The sequence below is a fragment of the Altericroceibacterium indicum genome (assembly GCF_009828105.1).
Taxonomy (GTDB): Bacteria; Pseudomonadota; Alphaproteobacteria; order Sphingomonadales; family Sphingomonadaceae; genus Altericroceibacterium; species Altericroceibacterium indicum.
The window spans coordinates 221,571-237,885 of sequence record NZ_WTYQ01000001.1 but is presented as its reverse complement, the minus strand read 5'-3'; the positions used below and the strand labels follow the sequence as shown (position 1 = coordinate 237,885).

Annotated in this window: 17 protein-coding genes; 9 read left to right on the top strand and 8 right to left on the bottom strand. The window is 55.0% G+C overall.

The window, feature by feature from the left end:
- Window positions 1-31: 31 nt before the first annotated feature.
- The 4 genes from mltG to aspS all read right to left on the bottom strand — a co-directional run bounded on the left by mltG (window position 32) and on the right by aspS (window position 4,548).
- On the bottom strand, window positions 32-1,003 hold the full coding sequence (gene mltG / locus GRI39_RS01190) for an endolytic transglycosylase MltG (RefSeq protein WP_160737874.1): 972 nt from the start codon (window positions 1,001-1,003) through the stop codon (window positions 32-34).
- 6 nt (window positions 1,004-1,009) lie between these two features.
- Window positions 1,010-2,269, bottom strand: a complete 1,260-nt coding sequence (gene fabF, locus GRI39_RS01185; protein ID WP_160737873.1) for a beta-ketoacyl-ACP synthase II — start codon at window positions 2,267-2,269, stop codon at window positions 1,010-1,012.
- A gap of 112 nt (window positions 2,270-2,381) precedes the next feature.
- A complete protein-coding gene (locus GRI39_RS01180) occupies window positions 2,382-2,618 on the bottom strand; it encodes an acyl carrier protein (RefSeq protein WP_120324409.1) in 237 nt (78 codons plus the stop codon).
- 112 nt (window positions 2,619-2,730) lie between these two features.
- Window positions 2,731-4,548 carry an aspartate--tRNA ligase gene (gene aspS / locus GRI39_RS01175; protein ID WP_160737872.1) on the bottom strand — a complete coding sequence of 606 codons (1,818 nt, stop codon included), beginning with the start codon at window positions 4,546-4,548 and terminating at the stop codon, window positions 2,731-2,733.
- A gap of 122 nt (window positions 4,549-4,670) precedes the next feature.
- Here aspS and rnd point away from each other — a divergent pair, with 122 nt between their 5' ends.
- The 3 genes from rnd to GRI39_RS01160 all read left to right on the top strand — a co-directional run bounded on the left by rnd (window position 4,671) and on the right by GRI39_RS01160 (window position 7,326).
- Window positions 4,671-5,900 carry a ribonuclease D gene (rnd, locus tag GRI39_RS01170; protein WP_160737871.1) on the top strand — a complete coding sequence of 410 codons (1,230 nt, stop codon included), beginning with the start codon at window positions 4,671-4,673 and terminating at the stop codon, window positions 5,898-5,900.
- Entirely contained in the window at window positions 5,897-6,799 is a 903-nt protein-coding gene (locus GRI39_RS01165) for a hydrogen peroxide-inducible genes activator (protein ID WP_160737870.1), read from the top strand. Before rnd ends, GRI39_RS01165 begins: the two co-directional genes overlap by 4 nt.
- A gap of 113 nt (window positions 6,800-6,912) precedes the next feature.
- Window positions 6,913-7,326: a DUF983 domain-containing protein gene (locus GRI39_RS01160; protein WP_160737869.1), complete on the top strand. Its 414-nt coding sequence runs from the start codon at window positions 6,913-6,915 to the stop codon at window positions 7,324-7,326.
- A 52-nt stretch (window positions 7,327-7,378) separates the two neighbouring features.
- On the opposite strand, the gene pgsA is transcribed toward GRI39_RS01160, so the two are convergent.
- Window positions 7,379-7,930 (bottom strand): CDP-diacylglycerol--glycerol-3-phosphate 3-phosphatidyltransferase, encoded by a 552-nt coding sequence (gene pgsA / locus GRI39_RS01155; protein WP_160737868.1) that lies wholly within the window; start codon window positions 7,928-7,930, stop codon window positions 7,379-7,381.
- Between the two features lie 115 nt (window positions 7,931-8,045).
- Between pgsA and GRI39_RS01150 the strand changes: the two genes are divergently transcribed.
- Entirely contained in the window at window positions 8,046-9,362 is a 1,317-nt protein-coding gene (locus GRI39_RS01150; RefSeq protein WP_246204809.1) for an MFS transporter, read from the top strand.
- Window positions 9,363-9,778: 416 nt separating this feature from the next.
- Here the strand turns inward: GRI39_RS01150 and GRI39_RS01145 are convergent, their stop codons facing one another.
- Together GRI39_RS01145 and GRI39_RS01140 are read right to left on the bottom strand one after the other, a co-directional pair.
- A complete protein-coding gene (locus GRI39_RS01145) occupies window positions 9,779-9,949 on the bottom strand; it encodes a CsbD family protein (RefSeq protein ID WP_160737867.1) in 171 nt (56 codons plus the stop codon).
- A gap of 82 nt (window positions 9,950-10,031) precedes the next feature.
- Window positions 10,032-10,445, bottom strand: a complete 414-nt coding sequence (locus tag GRI39_RS01140; RefSeq protein ID WP_160737866.1) for an EVE domain-containing protein — start codon at window positions 10,443-10,445, stop codon at window positions 10,032-10,034.
- A gap of 109 nt (window positions 10,446-10,554) precedes the next feature.
- Here GRI39_RS01140 and GRI39_RS01135 point away from each other — a divergent pair, with 109 nt between their 5' ends.
- Genes GRI39_RS01135 through GRI39_RS01115 form a run of 5 tightly spaced genes read left to right on the top strand, consistent with a single transcriptional unit; the run spans window position 10,555 to window position 15,861 of the window.
- A complete protein-coding gene (locus GRI39_RS01135) occupies window positions 10,555-12,225 on the top strand; it encodes a putative bifunctional diguanylate cyclase/phosphodiesterase (RefSeq protein WP_246204807.1) in 1,671 nt (556 codons plus the stop codon).
- A 58-nt stretch (window positions 12,226-12,283) separates the two neighbouring features.
- Window positions 12,284-13,093: a diaminopimelate epimerase gene (gene dapF / locus GRI39_RS01130; protein ID WP_160737864.1), complete on the top strand. Its 810-nt coding sequence runs from the start codon at window positions 12,284-12,286 to the stop codon at window positions 13,091-13,093.
- Entirely contained in the window at window positions 13,090-14,286 is a 1,197-nt protein-coding gene (mtaB, locus tag GRI39_RS01125) for a tRNA (N(6)-L-threonylcarbamoyladenosine(37)-C(2))-methylthiotransferase MtaB (protein ID WP_160737863.1), read from the top strand. The genes dapF and mtaB overlap by 4 nt, the downstream gene beginning before the upstream one ends.
- Complete coding sequence (ftsY, locus tag GRI39_RS01120; RefSeq protein ID WP_160737862.1) at window positions 14,283-15,206, top strand: signal recognition particle-docking protein FtsY; 924 nt, start codon at window positions 14,283-14,285, stop codon at window positions 15,204-15,206. Before mtaB ends, ftsY begins: the two co-directional genes overlap by 4 nt.
- A 1-nt stretch (window position 15,207) precedes the next feature.
- On the top strand, window positions 15,208-15,861 hold the full coding sequence (locus GRI39_RS01115) for an inner membrane-spanning protein YciB (RefSeq protein WP_160737861.1): 654 nt from the start codon (window positions 15,208-15,210) through the stop codon (window positions 15,859-15,861).
- A gap of 17 nt (window positions 15,862-15,878) precedes the next feature.
- Here the strand turns inward: GRI39_RS01115 and GRI39_RS01110 are convergent, their stop codons facing one another.
- Window positions 15,879-16,283, bottom strand: coding sequence for a rhodanese-like domain-containing protein (locus GRI39_RS01110; RefSeq protein ID WP_160737860.1), 405 nt, complete (start codon window positions 16,281-16,283; stop codon window positions 15,879-15,881).
- Between the last annotated feature and the right edge of the window lie 32 nt (window positions 16,284-16,315).

Sequence of the window (16,315 nt, the reverse complement as noted above, 5' to 3'; positions counted from 1 at the left end):
TCTTTTCCAGTGCTCGAAAGGTGCTCCAGCGTTACATCTCGCCGCGCTGGCGCCGCAATTCGAACCACTTTGCCACGTTGCGATTATGCTCTTCCAGCGTGTTGGCAAAAACATGCCCGCCTGAGCCATCGGCCACCATGTACAGCGCCTGCGTTTGCGCTGGATTGAGCACCGCCGCAATCGAAGCGCGCCCTGGATTGGTAATCGGCCCCCTGGGCAGCCCAACCATCGAATAGGTGTTGTAATCGTTCACAGCGGCGATTTCAGACTGGCGGATACGCCGGCCCAGAGGCTTGCCCTTGGTGATCGGATAGATAATTGTCGGGTCAGCCTGCAGCATCATGCCTTGCCTTATCCGATTGGAGTAAAGCCCGGCCACCATCCGGCGCTCTTTCGGAACGCCAGTCTCTTTTTCAACGATAGACGCCAAGGTGACAGCTTCCTGCGGGGTTTTGGCAACCGTATTCTTGCTGCGTTTTGCCCAGAGTTCGCGGACAGTCTCTGTCATCGCCTGTTGCATACGCTTCAAAACATCAGCGCGCGATTCACCGCGTTCGAAATCATAGCTTTCCGGCAGCACTGAGCCTTCCGCTGGAACGTCGATCTTACCGGTGAGCAGTTTTTCGCCCATCAGTCGTTCATAAACCATGATGGAAGGCATGCCTTCCGGGATAGTCACAAAGCGGCGAATGACCTCACCGTGTTGAAATATATCGAGAATATTCGCAGGACTAGCACCTGCGGGTAACATAAACTCGCCAGCCTGAATGGGGTCCTTACTGGCCAGAAACCTGGCATGGGTCAGAAACCCATCAGCCGAATTGATGATGCCCTGTTCTTCCAGCTTGTTGGCGACCGCCGTAAGGCTCGATCCGGAAGCGACAAGAAAGGGTGTATCTTTCTCCAGATTGGCAGAACCCCACCAGCTAGAGCCAAACAGCGCCGCGGCTGCCGCACAGATGAGGCCGAGAATAACGACCAGCGAGCAACCGCGACGCAGCATAGGATTTTAGTCCAGTTTTTTCATAATGATGCTGGCATTTGTACCGCCAAAGCCGAAGCTATTGTTCAGCACCGCATTAACAGTACGTTCCTTTGCCTTGTGCGGCACAAGGTCAACACCTTCTGTACCTTCATCCGGAGTATCCAGATTAAGGGTCGGCGGAACGATCTGATCACGCATTGCAAGGATACAGAAGATAGCCTCAACGGCACCTGCCCCACCCAGAAGGTGACCTATGGCAGACTTAGTGGAGCTCATCGACATGGTGCTGATAGCATCACCAAACAGGCGGCGAACTGCTCCCAGCTCGATCGTGTCAGCCATGGTCGACGTGCCATGCGCGTTTACGTAATCGATATCGGCAGGAGTCATTCCGGCCTTTTTGAAGGCCATTTCCATCGCGCGATAAGCGCCATAGCCATCAGGGTGCGGAGCTGTGACGTGATAGGCATCGCCGGACAGACCATAGCCTACCACTTCAGCATAGATCGTTGCGCCGCGCGCCTTGGCGTGTTCATATTCTTCGAGCACCACAACACCGGCACCTTCACCCATAACAAAACCATCGCGGTCCTTGTCATAAGGGCGGCTGGCCTGTTCGGGACGATCATTGAAGGATGTGTTCAGCGCGCGGGCTTGGGCGAACCCAGCCACGCCCAGCGGGTTGATAGTGCCTTCTGCACCGCCAGCCAGCATGATGTCAGCGTCATCATCCTTAATCATCCGGGCAGCATCGCCAATCGAATGCGCGCCGGTTGAACATGCCGTCACCACAGCATGATTCGGCCCCATCAGACCATATTTGATGGAAACCTGACCGGAGATCAGATTGATCAGACGGCCATGGACAAAGTGCGGGCTGACACGGCTTGGGCCGCGTTCATGCAGAACGATGGATTCTTTTTCGATACCCGGCAGGCCGCCAATACCTGAACCGATCGAGCAACCAGCGCGCAGCTTCATCTCTTCGGGCATATCGGTAAGGCCGGCATCTTCCAGCGCTTGCCCGGCAGCATCGATACCATAAATGATGAACGGATCGACCTGACGCTGGACTTTCGTGTCCACCCGCTTGTTCGGATCGAAACCATATTCATGGTCCGCTGGCTTCACTTCGCAGGCGATCTGACACTTCTGATCCGAGGCATCGAATCGGGTAATCGGGCCAGCCCCGCTTTTACCAGCAATCAGGTTTTTCCAGCTCGTTTCCACATCGCCGCCCAGCGGCGTTACGAGGCCCAGTCCGGTTACGACCACACGGCGCATATTCACTCTCCGAAATTACGAAAGGCCCAGCCACGATGGCTGAGCCTCTCATAGCCCTGCCCCGCCCACTCAGCGCTGGCGGCGCAAACAGTCGTGGCGGGGCGTTTGGGCCTTAGCCCTTGTGTTCTTCGATGTACTTGATCGCATCGCCAACGGTTGCGATCTTTTCAGCCGCATCGTCAGGGATTTCGACACCGAATTCTTCTTCGAATGCCATCACCAGTTCAACGATGTCGAGGCTGTCTGCACCCAGATCATCAATGAAGCTTGCATCAGGAGTTACCTTGTCAGCTTCTACACCGAGATGCTCGACAACAATCTTCTTAACGCGTTCAGCGGTATCGCTCATTTTTTCACTCTCGAACTTGGGGTTTAGCTAATTGGCTTTCGCCCTAATCAATGGTCGGCAAACTGGCAAGTGCTATACTAAACAGAACTTGCCAGTCTGAAACCATAACGCCTTACTCGCCAATCTGGTCCGTACGGGTTTTTTCGGCCTGTGTAGCCTTGGGCGGCTCCACCACACGCAGGTGAAGTTCGCGCAATTGCTTGGGACTGACGACAGAAGGTGCGCCCATCATCAGATCTTCACCGCGCTGATTCATCGGGAAAGCGATGACTTCGCGGATATTGGGTTCATCCGCCAGCAGCATCACAATCCGGTCAATCCCTGGCGCTGAGCCACCATGCGGCGGTGCGCCAAGCTTGAAGGCTTCGATCATGCCAGAGAAATTGGCATCCACGTCTTCCTTGCCATAACCGGCAATTTCAAACGCCTTATACATGATATCCGGGCGGTGGTTACGGATGGCCCCTGAGGACAATTCATAGCCGTTGCAGACGATATCATACTGCCATGCAAGAATATCGAGCGGGTCCTGATTTTCCAGCGCATCCATTTCCCCCTGCGGCATGGAGAATGGATTGTGGCTGAAATCGATCTTTTTCAGCTCTTCGTCATATTCGAACATCGGGAAATCGACGATCCAGCAGAATTTGAAGCAACCCTGTTCAATCAGATCCAGTTCCTGACCAACACGGGTACGCGCAGCGCCGGCGAGCTTAGCCGCTTCACTTTCCTTGCCAGCGGCAAAGAACAGACCGTCATCATCACCAAGGCCCAGCTCTTCATAGAGCGCCGCCATCTTGTCGGCTCCATGATTCTTGGCAATCGGACCGCCAAATTCACCGCCCTTGCGAGTGACATAACCAAGGCCGGCGAAACCTTCGCCACGCGCCCAATTGTTCATGTCATCGAAGAATTTGCGGCTCTTATCCGCCGTGTTCGGAGCCGGGATCACGCGGACCACACCGCCTGAACCCACGATCTTTTCAAACAGGCCAAAGCCGGATTTCTCGAAGTGATTGGTCACATCGGTAATGATCAGCGGATTGCGCAGGTCAGGCTTGTCACTGCCATATTTCAGCATGGCTTCGCGATAAGGAATCCGAGGAAATTCACCGGCGGGTGTCACGGTTTTGCCGCCAGAAAATTCAGCGAATGTTCCAGCCAAAACGGGTTCAAGCGCCTGGAACACATCTTCCTGCGTCACAAAGCTCATTTCAAAATCGAGCTGGTAGAACTCAAGACTGCGATCAGCGCGCAGATCTTCATCGCGGAAGCATGGTGCAATCTGGAAGTAACGGTCAAAACCCGCCACCATCATCATCTGCTTGAACATCTGCGGCGCCTGTGGAAGCGCGTAGAACTTGCCAGCCTGAAGGCGACTCGGCACGAGGAAATCGCGCGCACCTTCGGGGCTGGACGCTGTCAGGATAGGCGTCTGGAATTCCGTGAAGCCCTGTTCCACCATCTTCTTGCGCAGGCTGGCAATCACCTGACTGCGCAACATGATGTTGCGATGCATGGTTTCACGGCGCAAATCGAGGAAGCGATACTTCAGGCGGATATCTTCAGGATATTCCTGCTCGCCTGCCACCGGCATTGGCAATTCTGCCGCAGCCGACTGAACAGTGATAGCGCGGGCATACACTTCAATCTCACCGGTCGGCAGGTTGGCATTGATCGTGCCTTCGCTACGCGCCTTCACTTCACCATCAATGGTGACAACGCTTTCAACGCGCAGCCGGTCTAGAATTTCGAGCGCGGGCGAATCTTCATCCGCAACGATCTGAGTCAGGCCATGATGATCGCGCAAATCAACGAAAAGCACACCGCCATGATCTCGCTTGCGGTGCACCCATCCGGAAAGACGGATAGTGTCGCCTACATTTTCCTTACGGAGTGCGGCGCAATTGTGGGTACGGTAAGCGTGCATCGAGACTCTTTCCATTCGGGAAGCTATGAGACATTTAAGAAAACGCGCGCTAACACGGTAACGCCGCCTAATTGTCAAGGCCGTGCCATGACGACACGAATAGGTCGATACGAAAAAAACGAATGATTATACACCCGCTAATTACCACAACCGATGAACTTGCTGCTCTGTGTGACCGGCTTGCCACCTCGGATTTTATCTGCGTGGATACTGAATTCATGCGGGAAAACACTTACTGGCCCCTGCTCTGCCTTGTGCAGGTCGGGAATCAGGAAGAGGCTGCTGCCATTGATCCACTGGCCGAAGGAATCGATCTTTCCCCGCTTCTGGAATTGCTGACAGAAAATGAAGATGTGCTGAAAGTCTTCCATGCTGGTGGACAGGATGTGGAAATCATCTTCAACCTCACCGGCAAGACTCCGCATCCCATTTTCGACACGCAAATTGCTACTATGGCAATCAGCCAGTCTGAACAGATCGGCTATGCCAATCTGGTCGAAAGCTGGCTCGGCAAGGTGATCGACAAAGGCGCGCGCTTCACCGACTGGAGCCGCCGCCCGCTGACCGAACGGCAAATCGAATATGCGATTGGCGATGTCACCGATCTGGCTGAGATTTTCCCGCGTATCTTGAAAAAGCTCATCAAGACAGGCCGTGGAAGCTGGCTCAATGCCGAGATGGAAAAGCTCGCTGATCCTGACCATTATCGCAATGATTACAGCCAGGTATGGAAAAAAGTTCGTGCCCCTTCACGCAATGCACAGGTGCTCGGCCGGTTAAAAGCCCTCGCGGCATGGCGTGAAATGGAAGCGCAGGACAAGAACATTCCGCGTGGCCGAATCATGCGTGATGAAACATTGGCTGATCTCGCAGGCCATCCCCCCAAGAAGCAGGCAGACCTCGCCAAAGTGCGTGGACTTTCTCAGGCATGGCGGGAAAATGACATCGGCAAGCGCCTGATGCGGGTGCTCGAAGAAGCAGAACCGCTGCCCAAAAGCGAAATGCCCGACAAGCCCAAGCGCGGTGCACCGCTGGGCAAGGAAGGCGCGTTGGTCGCTGACCTCCTGAAACTGCTGCTCAAGATTCGCTGCCGTGATATTGATATTGCCTCGCGCCTGCTGACCCGTTCGGATGAATTGGAAGCACTAGCTTCGGGCAGTCGCGATCTGCCAATCCTCGAAGGGTGGCGCTATGAAGTCTTCGGTAAGGAAGCGCTCGATCTGGTTGAAGGAAAACTTGCCTTTGCCGTCGAGAACGGCCGCCTCAAAATGAGTCACATCGATGACGTTAAGGCTGAGGCCTCGGGCATCACAGAAGCCGAGGGTGCTGATGCGGAGACTGAAAAGGAATGAGCACCTATCTGCCCACGATCAAGCAGCTGCAATATCTTGTGACGCTGCAAGAGCATGGGCATTTTGGCCGCGCGGCAGAAGCGTGTTTTGTCTCGCAATCCACGCTTTCAGCCGGGATTCGCGAGTTGGAATCCTTGTTGGGTGTCACGCTGGTTGAACGCAGCCGCCGGGTCGTGCGTTTCACTCCGCTGGGCAATGCGGTGGTCGCCAAAGCACACCGCCTGCTGCGTGAAGCGGAAGAACTGTCCGATCTGGTGCAATCCGCTGGCAAGCCGCTCTCCGGCGAATTGCGGATGAGCGTGATCCCTACGATTGCGCCTTTCATGCTACCGCGTATTTTGCCACGCCTGCGCAAAGATCGCCCGCAGTTGAAGCTCTTCCTGCGTGAAGAAATCAGCCAACATGCGGTCGAATCTCTTCACCATGGGCGGGCGGATTGCGTGTTGCTGGCCCTTCCCTTCGCGACCGGCGATGTGGAAAAAGAAACCATCCTTCAGGACGAATTGTTCATCGCCTTCCCGAAAGATGATCCACGCGATCCGCCTGACCGCGTCCCTCCTGCAATGATCGACGAAGGGCGTCTGTTGCTGCTTGAAGATGGGCATTGCCTGAAAGAACATGCGCTGGCCGCCTGCAACCGCCCGGAACTACGCGGTAGCGCCACGATGATCGGCACCAGCCTGCACACGCTGGTACAGATGGTGGACAACGGCCTTGGCCTGACCATGCTTCCCAAGATGGCGATTGATGCTGGTATTCTGAGCGGAACCGATGTTGTTGCGCGCCCCTTAAAGTCAGCCCACAGCAGCCGCGAAATCGCACTGATCTGGCGCAAGAACTCCCCACGCGAGGAAGAATTCCGTATGCTGGCGAATGAATTGAGAGCCGGAAATTCATGACTTTACGGCAGATTGGGCAAGTTGCCCTACCCTGCCACTTGTTTTGACAAAGCCTGGCATGGCTTACACAACAGGTCCTCTTTTACACCATGCACAGCGGAGATGCAGGCATTATGGCTGATCAGATAAACGGCAATCAGCCTTCATCCACCAAACATTGGCCACGCCTCAGCCCGTTGCAAACCGGCCTGCGGGGCCGCTGCCCACGCTGTGGCGAAGGGCGGCTGTTCGATGGATTTCTCACTTTGCGCAAAGGGTGCGATGTCTGCGGCCTGTCCTATGAATTTGCTGATCCGGCAGATGGCCCCGCCTTTTTTGTGACGTGCTTCGCCTGCATTCCGGCGATTGCTTTGGCCCTCATCATTCAGGTGAAACTGGACCCACCATTCTGGGTGCATTTGATCGTGTCGCTGCCCATCCTGATCCTGACATGCGTGCTCCCCCTCAGGCCTTTGAAAGGCTGGCTGACCTGTAGTCAGTTCTTTTACAAGGCCGGCGAAGGACAATTACATAAGCCACGCGATTGAATGGACCTGCCGAATCCATGGGATGAACGGTAGATTCCCACCGTTCATCCGATCAGTCCATATGCTTCATACCGATTCGCAAATAATCCCAACCCGTGATTAATGTCAGCACGGCGGCCCCCCAGAGGCTCACCAGTCCAACCAGATGGACAAAAGGCCATTGCGGAAGCCCTGAACCAAGGATCAGCGCACCAAGAGCAATCAACTGAAAAGTCGTCTTCCATTTGGCCAGTTTGGAAACCGGCATGGACACTTGAACGCCAGCCAGAAATTCACGCAGGCCCGATACAGCGATCTCTCGCAACAGAATCACCAAGCCAGCGATCACATTCCAGCTTTCAACATCCCCATTGGCCACCAGCATCAAAATCACGGTGGCCACCATGATCTTATCCGCGATGGGATCGAGGAAAATTCCAAGCCGTGAAACAGAACCGCTGGAGCGCGCCAGCATCCCGTCAAAATAGTCAGTAATGCCCATCAGGCAATAAAGCAGGAATGCCAATATATAGCCCAGCGCCCAGTTCGGCCACCACATCAAAGCGATAAGGAGAGGGAGCGCGATAATCCGCGACAGGGTGAGAATATTAGGCAGAGTCCACATTATATGAATGCCCTAGCGCCGAAACGCGCGAGGAAAAAGCGCTTCCTGCCCTTGTCCAGCACAAAAGCTCCGTTATGGGTCAAACACAGTCCCGAGGCAGCACAGGCCGATACCTTTGACTTCCACCCAATTGCTGAAGAAGCGCAACTTTCTGCCGCTATTTGTCACGCAGCTGCTGAATGCTTTCAATGACAATCTCTACAAGAACGCGATGGTCCTGTTCGTTGTGTATCAGGTCTACAGTTCCGCTGAGGCAGAAGCGCAGTTTAGCGCTATCGCTTCCGGGCTTTTCATCCTCCCGTTCTTCATTCTCTCCGCGCTCGCCGGACAGTTGGCCGATATGCGCGACAAGGCGAAAATCATCCGCTGGGTGAAAGGTGCGGAAATTGTCATCATGGCTTGCGGCGCAACCGGGCTTTACCTTGCCTGGCGTGCGACCATGATCGAATCCGTCGCGATCCCGCTCATGCTTGTCGCCCTGTTTGCTATGGGCATTCATTCGACTTTCTTCGGGCCGATCAAATATGCCATTCTCCCTCAGCATCTTGAACGTGACGAAGTGCTTGCCGGAACAGGCCTTGTCGAAGCCGGAACCTATATCGCCATTCTTGCCGGCACCATCCTAGCCGGATGGATTCCCATTGAAGTGGCCGGAGTGGTGGTGGTCGTGATGGCCGTGGTGGGCTTTATCACCAGCCAGCAAGTCCCGCCCGCTCCACCAACTGAGCAAGGCCAAAAGATCGACTATCACGTCTTTCGTTCGTCCATCGCGCTCATCCGCAATACGATGAAGGATCGTGAAGTTTTCTACGCGATCATGGCCATCAGCTTTTTCTGGACGATTGGTGCCGTTCTGTTCATCCAGTTCCCACCACTGGCCAAGAATGTCCTGATGGCAAGCAAGGAAGTAGCCAGCCTTTTCCTGGTGACCTTCTCTATCGGCGTGGCGATTGGCTCCATCTCTATCAATGCGCTGCTGAAGGGCAGAGTTTCGGCGCGCTATGGCCCCATTTCCGTGATCGCCATGGGGGTATTCGTGGTGATGTTCTATTTCGTCTGCAAGCTTTGGGCACAACACGTCCCCACCGAGCTGATGGACGTGCCAGAATTTATTATCCAGCCTCTGGCACCTCTGGTGCTGGGAACACTGCTTCTGATCGCTATCTCAGGGGGAATGTTCGTGGTGCCGCTCTATGCATTCCTGACAACCAAGGTCGATGCGGGACAGGCAGCCAGAACCGTTGCAGCCAATAATATTGTCAACTCTGGTGCTATGGTTGTGGGTTCATTGCTGGCCGCCGGGCTCAGTGCTGCGGGCATACCGCTGCTTGAACAGCTCCTGCTGAGCGGCGCCATGTGCCTTATCTCTGCATGGCTGGGTGCCGTGCTCTACAAGGCTGAGAAGGAGGCTGCTTTAGCGGCTGAATCCTGACAGAACGGGTACCTGGGCGGAAACGCACCGTCCACGCGCCCACCCTCCTACATAATGTACAGCAAGGTTGCCAGAAAGACCGCGCAATAGACGCCAAGAATATCGTAATAATCCTGCCGGCATAGGCTGGCAAAAAATCCGCTCCTGTAGGAGCTTTGCGCCATCTCCTGGTCAAGCGCTCGAACGCCTATGGGAAGACCATCAAGAAAGCGGTGACCAACCGGGCGAAGAGCGGGTATCGAAGATGGGTTCATCTGGCGGTGTTAACCAGATGGTAACTATTGTGGAAGCTCCCACGGCCCGGCAATCATCCGGTGTCACGCAATGAGACAAGCAGTAAATCCCATCGCTGCTTGGTAAACTAAAAGAGCCGCCTCGTAAGGCGGCTCTTTATGGAATAATAGCAATCAGTCAGGTCAGATTTTGTCGCCCAAAGCGCCTTCAACCTTGCCTTTGAGATTTTGGGCTTCGCCCTTTTTCTCCTGAGCTTTACCTTCAGCGCGGGTTTCCGGATCGCTGGACTGCTGCTTCACATTGCCAGCGATTTCATTGCCAAGACCTTTTGCTTTGCTCTTCAGTTCACCCATGACCAAAATCCTTTCAAATAATGGCAGCTCCGTCGCCGCCTTACCTTCATCCTACGAAGCAGAAGTCATGCAGTTCCCTGCATTAAGCCTCTGAGATAGAAAGAATTTTGTTCCATTCGTCTGGGCTTATTTCCGACACGGAAAGGCGCGAAAGACGAACCAGCTCCATATCTGCCAGCGCATCGCAGGCCTTGATTTCCTTCAGCGTCACTGGACGGGCAAGCAAGCGGACCGGCTTTAACTTCACCGCAGCCCATTTTTGATCGGGATCGGATGGGTCAGCTATTCCGCTCACACTGATTTCGGCGATTCCGACAATTTCACGCCCGATATTCGAATGATAGAAGAAGACCTGATCCCCCTTCTCCATGCTGCGTAGATTATTGGCTGCCTTATGGTTGCGGACACCATCCCATGTGCCCTCCCCCTCTTTAACAAGATCATCCCAGCCATACGCATCCGGCTCTGACTTCATGAGCCAATATCGTTTTGCCATAATTGTCTTTCGTAAATTCCGCTATGTCGTTGTTTACTATTGGTTCTGGTTAACCAAATTTTGAAGCTCGAATGCCATGATAACTGCTGAACACTATAAGGTGGTTGGGTTGGCAAACATAAATACCATACAGAAAAATGGGTGGAAATCACGGTTCGGCCGAAGCGAACGGGATGTCATCGCATTGGGAATAGCCTTTGCCGCGCTGATCCTGTTCGTCGGCATTGGTGGCCGTGTCCTGCCACAAGCTGCCCTCAACCTGGCCGGAAAAGCGCCAGCGCCAGATCCGACAATGGTGTGCATGCTCCTGCTCAATATTGCCATTTTCCTATTAGGCTGGCGTCATTATAAATCCTTGCAGCGGACACTGGCTGAAGTCGGCGCATCTGAACAGGAAGCATTGAAACTGGCGGCCATAGATCACCTCACCGGCTGCCATAATCGTCGAAGTATCCGCGCCATCATCGATGAAATGATCCTCACCGCACGCAAGAACGACAGTGATGTGGCGCTCCTTCTGCTCGACCTCGACAATTTCAAACATATTAATGATCTCAATGGTCATCAGCTCGGTGACTGTGTTCTCGTAGAAACTGCCAACCGGTTGAAAATGGCTTTGCCGCCTGAAGGCGAAGTGGCACGGATCGGAGGAGATGAATTTATCTGTGTTCTCCCATTCAAGGGCGAAGACAGAGAAGCCATCACTGCCCTTGCCAACAGATTAGTGCGTAAAGTTTCCGAGCCTATCGAACTGAATGGTGAAAGCGTGGAGGTCACCATGTCTCTGGGGATTGCGCAAGCCCTGGGCGACCCCGCCTCGAAGATACATGATGCCGAAGAATTGCTGCACCATGCCGATGTTGCGATGTATTTTGCCAAGAATAATGGCCGCAATAATTCCGCTTGGTTCGAAAACCGTATGAACACCGAATTTCGGTTCCGGCGGAAAGTTGAAAACGGCATTCGCCATGGCGTTGCCCGTGGCGAATTTGTCCCATTCTACCAAAAGCAAGTTGATCTCGAAACTGGCGAGCTTGTTGGTTTTGAAATGCTGGCGCGATGGAAATCCCGTGATTTTGGCATGGTCAGCCCGGATACGTTCATTCCCATTGCGGAAAAAATGGGCATTATTTCCGATATTTCGGAAAGGCTCATCAAGCAGGCGCTTAAAGATGCGCTGGAATGGGACCCGAAGATCACTCTCTCGGTAAACATCTCCCCGATCCAGCTGCGCGACCCTTGGTTTGCGCAAAAGCTGCTCCGCCTGGTGGTGGAGAATGGATTTCCACCCGAGCGCCTCGATATCGAAATTACGGAAAGCTGCCTCCATGATAATATTGCCGCAGTGCGCAATGTTCTGGTCAGCCTGAAAAATCAGGGCATCCACGTCACACTGGATGATTTTGGAACGGGCTATTCCAGCCTCGCCCAATTGCGTGCCCTGCCCTTTGACCGGCTCAAGATTGATCGCAGCTTTGTGCATGAAATGTCGCGTCAAGGCGGCAATACCAAGCTGGTTGAAGCAATCGTTTCTTTGGGCGCGGGCCTGAACCTTCCCATCGTTGCGGAAGGCATCGAGGATGAAGACACGCTGGCAACCCTGCGAGCCTTTGGCGCCATGAAAGGTCAGGGCTTCCTCTATGGCCAACCAGAAGATGCCCGAAAGACACTGGAACTCCTTGCCGCTACTAAGCCGAGCAAACCGACATTGGCTTCCACGGACACTCCTCAACCACTGGAAGCCAGTGACATTCGGAAAGTCGGGCCTTCGCATCAATAAGCACGCGCATTTCAATCGCTCCGTTGCGATTGATCGGTTCTGCGACTAAGTGGCCACAATGCGTGTTTCCTTCACCAAAATGCATGGGCTCGGCAATGACTTCGTGGTGCTTGACGCCCGCACGGCAGAACTGCCCGAAGTGAATGCCCGCTTCGCCCGCAATATTGCGGACCGCCGGGAAGGTATTGGCTGCGACCAGCTTATTCTGCTGACCCCGTCTGATGCAGGCGACTTCCGGATGCGGATATTCAATCCCGATGGCAGTGAAGTGGAAGCTTGCGGCAATGCCAGCCGCGCTGTTGCGCTGCTACATGGCCAGCCTGCTACAATCGAAACTGCTGGCGGCTTGATCTTCGCCCAGCCTGCAGGTGGCGGGATCGCTGTTGATATGGGTGAGCCGCGCTTTGAGTGGGAGGTCATTCCCTTGGCCTTTGCAATGGACACGCTATCCATGCCGGTGGGCTGGGAAGAGCTGAACAACCCAGTGGCCGTAAACGTCGGCAATCCGCATGTGATTTTCTTCGTCGATGATTGCGATGCGGTGGACCTTGCTCGCCTTGGCCCATTGATTGAGAATGACCCCCTCTTTCCCAATCGTGTGAATGTGAATGTCGCCACGGTGGACAGCCGCTCTGCCATTCGCTTGCATGTCTGGGAGCGTGGCGCCGGACTTACCCGCGCTTGCGGCACCGGCGCTTGCGCCACAGCCATCGCCGCCATGCGTCGTGACTTGGTGGAGCGGGAAACCCGTGTCACCCTCCCCGGTGGTGATCTGATGATCGGATGGAGCGATGCCAATCGCATCACCATGACTGGCCCTGCCACCGCCAGCTTCACGGGGAGCTTCGACTGGAGCCAGTTTGCATGACAGCTCCCCAACCAACACCTTCCAAGGCCGAAGTGATCTCACTTGGCTGCCGGTTGAATATCTCTGAAAGCGAACAAATTCGCGCGATGCTCGCCGATGAAAGCGACGTCATCGTAATCAATAGCTGCGCGGTGACGAGCGAAGCTGTGCGCCAGACACGGCAGGCCATTCGCCGCGCTCGCCGCAATCGACCCGATGCAAGGCTGCTAGTCACAGGATGCGCAGCAGAGATTGAACGCGAACAGCTTGCCGCCATGCCCGAAGTGGATGGGCTGATCGCAAACACCCAAAAGCTTGACGCGCGCGCATGGAATGTGCCGGTTCAGGCTGAGCCTGTGCTGCCCAAGCACACACGCGCCTTTGTCACAGTGCAGAATGGCTGCGACCATGCCTGCACCTTCTGCGTAATCCCGCAGGGGCGCGGCACCAGCCGCTCGCTCACCATTCCGCAAGTGCTGGGAGAAGTCGAACGCCACCTGTCTCAAGGCGCAATGGAAGTGGTGCTGACAGGCGTCGACGTCACCAGTTGGGGCGAAGATTTGCCCGATCGCCCGCCACTTGGCCGGTTGGTTCGCAGCATTCTCGATCAATTTCCTACACTGGAACGCCTGCGCATGTCTTCGCTTGATGGTGTAGAGATTGATGCAGAGCTGTTTGAGCTGTTCGCGTTTGAAGAACGCATCATGCCGCATCTGCATCTGTCACTGCAATCAGGCGATGACATGATCCTGAAGCGCATGAAGCGCCGCCATTTACGCCGCGATGCGGTTGATCTGGTAGAGCGTTTGAAACGCCATCGCTCTAACCTTTCCATCGGCGCGGATATTATCGCCGGTTTCCCGACCGAAACGGATGCGATGCACGCGAATAACCTCTCGATCATTGCGGAACTGGGCATAGTGCATGGGCATATCTTTCCTTATTCGCCCCGCCCCGGAACACCGGCTGCCCGTATGCCGCAAGTTGACCGCGCGATTGTAAAACAGCGCGCGTCTGAACTGCGGGCTGAAACACTAAAAATCCGAGACGAATGGCTACGCAGCCTGATCGGCAGGGAGCAGCAAGTGCTCGCCGAAAAGGATGGCACCGGCTATGGCCCCTCCTTCGCCCGCGTCGCGGTGCCCGAAGGAATTGCCGCCGGGCGCATCGTCACCATCACACCGACAAAACTGGAAGAAGGTCTGCTGCAATGAGCGACAATGGCTGGTCCGAAAAGCTGCTTGGCGGCTTTCGCAAGACATCTGAGCGACTGTCGCAAAATCTCACAGGCGCGGTCGGCACGGCCAAGCTTGATGATGGAACGCTGGATGATGTTGAAGACGCGTTGATCCTGTCAGACCTCGGCCCGAGCGCGGCCGCACGGATCAGAGCCAAACTGGCAGAAAAGCGTTTTGGCCTCACCATCACGGAACGCGAATTGAAGGAAGCTGTGGCGGAAGAAATCGCCGCCATCCTGAGGCCCGTGGCAAAACCGCTCGAAGTCACCGCTTTCCCACGCCCGCAAGTGGTGTTGATGATTGGTGTCAACGGATCAGGCAAGACCACCACCATCGCCAAGCTTGCCCATCTTTTTCAGGAAGATGATTATGGAGTCATGCTGGCGGCGGGTGACACGTTCCGCGCTGCTGCCATTGGCCAGCTCAAAGTCTGGGCAGACAGGTTGGGTGTCCCCATCGTCACCGGCCCGGAACAGGGCGATCCGGCCAGTGTAGTGTTTGATGCCGTCAAGCTGGCCACCGACACCGGGATTGACGCGCTGGTAGTCGACACTGCTGGCCGGTTGCAAAACAAGCGCGAATTGATGGACGAGCTGGCCAAAATCCGCCGGGTTCTTGGCCGCCTCAACCCCGAAGCGCCGCATGATGTGGTGCTGGTTCTGGATGCGACCAACGGCCAGAATGCGCTGTCACAGATTGAAACTTTCAAGGAAGTGGCCGGCGTCACCGGCCTTATCATGACCAAGCTCGATGGCACCGCTCGTGGCGGTGTTCTGGTTGCTGCGGCTGAACAATATGGCCTACCGATTCATGCGATTGGTGTGGGTGAAACAATCGAAGATTTGCGCCCCTTCGATCCTGATCTCGTGGCGCGTGTGATTGCCGGAGTTGCCTGACATGGCTGAAACTACCCCCACCCCCAAGAAGCCAAAATCAAGCTGGATCAATCTGCTGGTCGATTATGGACCACTGCTGGTTTTTCTGGCTGTTTATAAGATTGCCTCTCCCGCGCATGACACATCCGGTGTTGGTGCAATTGTCGCTGTTATCAAGAGCACAGGCGCGTTTATGATTGCAGCGATCGTGGCGCTGGTCGTCTCCAAGTGGAGGCTTGGATCGGTATCGCGCATGTTGTGGCTTTCCACCGCATTGATCGTGGGCTTTGGCAGCCTGACGATCCTTTTGCGCGATCCGTTCTATGTCCAGGTCAAGCCGACTGCGCTCTACGTCTTCTTTGGCGTTGTGCTGCTAGTTGGGTGGATGAGAGGCAAGGCTTTCCTCCAATGGTTGCTGGAAGCGGCATTTGAAGGCCTGAACAAGGAAGGCTGGCTCAAACTCTCCCGCAATTGGGGTGTCTTCTTCCTGTTTCTGGCAGTACTGAATGAAGTGCTGCGCCACTATCTGTCATTCGGTGACTGGCTCGCCACGAAGATCTGGGTATTCATGCCCCTGTCTTTCCTCTTCACCTTCACCCAACTGCCAATGTTGCTCAAACATGGCCTGTCTGTGAGCGATGAAGACGAAGTGGTGAAGAACCCTCCGACAGAGTGATTTAATCGGCCACCGGCTTACACTGCTGGGCTGGTGGCCAGTTCAAACCCTTCATCTATCCATCCGGTGATGCCACCTGTCATCAATTTCACCGGACGGCCAAGCCTGGCGAGCCGCAAAGCCCCTCTTGCCGCGCCATTGCAGTGCGGGCCAGCGCAATAAGTTACAAACAGCGTGTCTTCAGGCCATTGCGCCATCTTGGATGCGATGATCTTGCCATGCGGAAGATTAATCGCACCGGGCACATGCCCCTTGGCATAAAGCGCAGGGCTGCGAACATCGAGCAAGATAAAATCGGGCACGCCGCCAGACATGGCTTCATGTACATCCCAACAATCGGTCTCATAAGCGAATTGTGCCGCGAAATGCTCTTCAGCGGAATGGCTTGGTGCTGCGGGAACGGCGGATACAGCAGACACCATCAATTGCCCTTCCAAACAAAGTTGGAATGGGG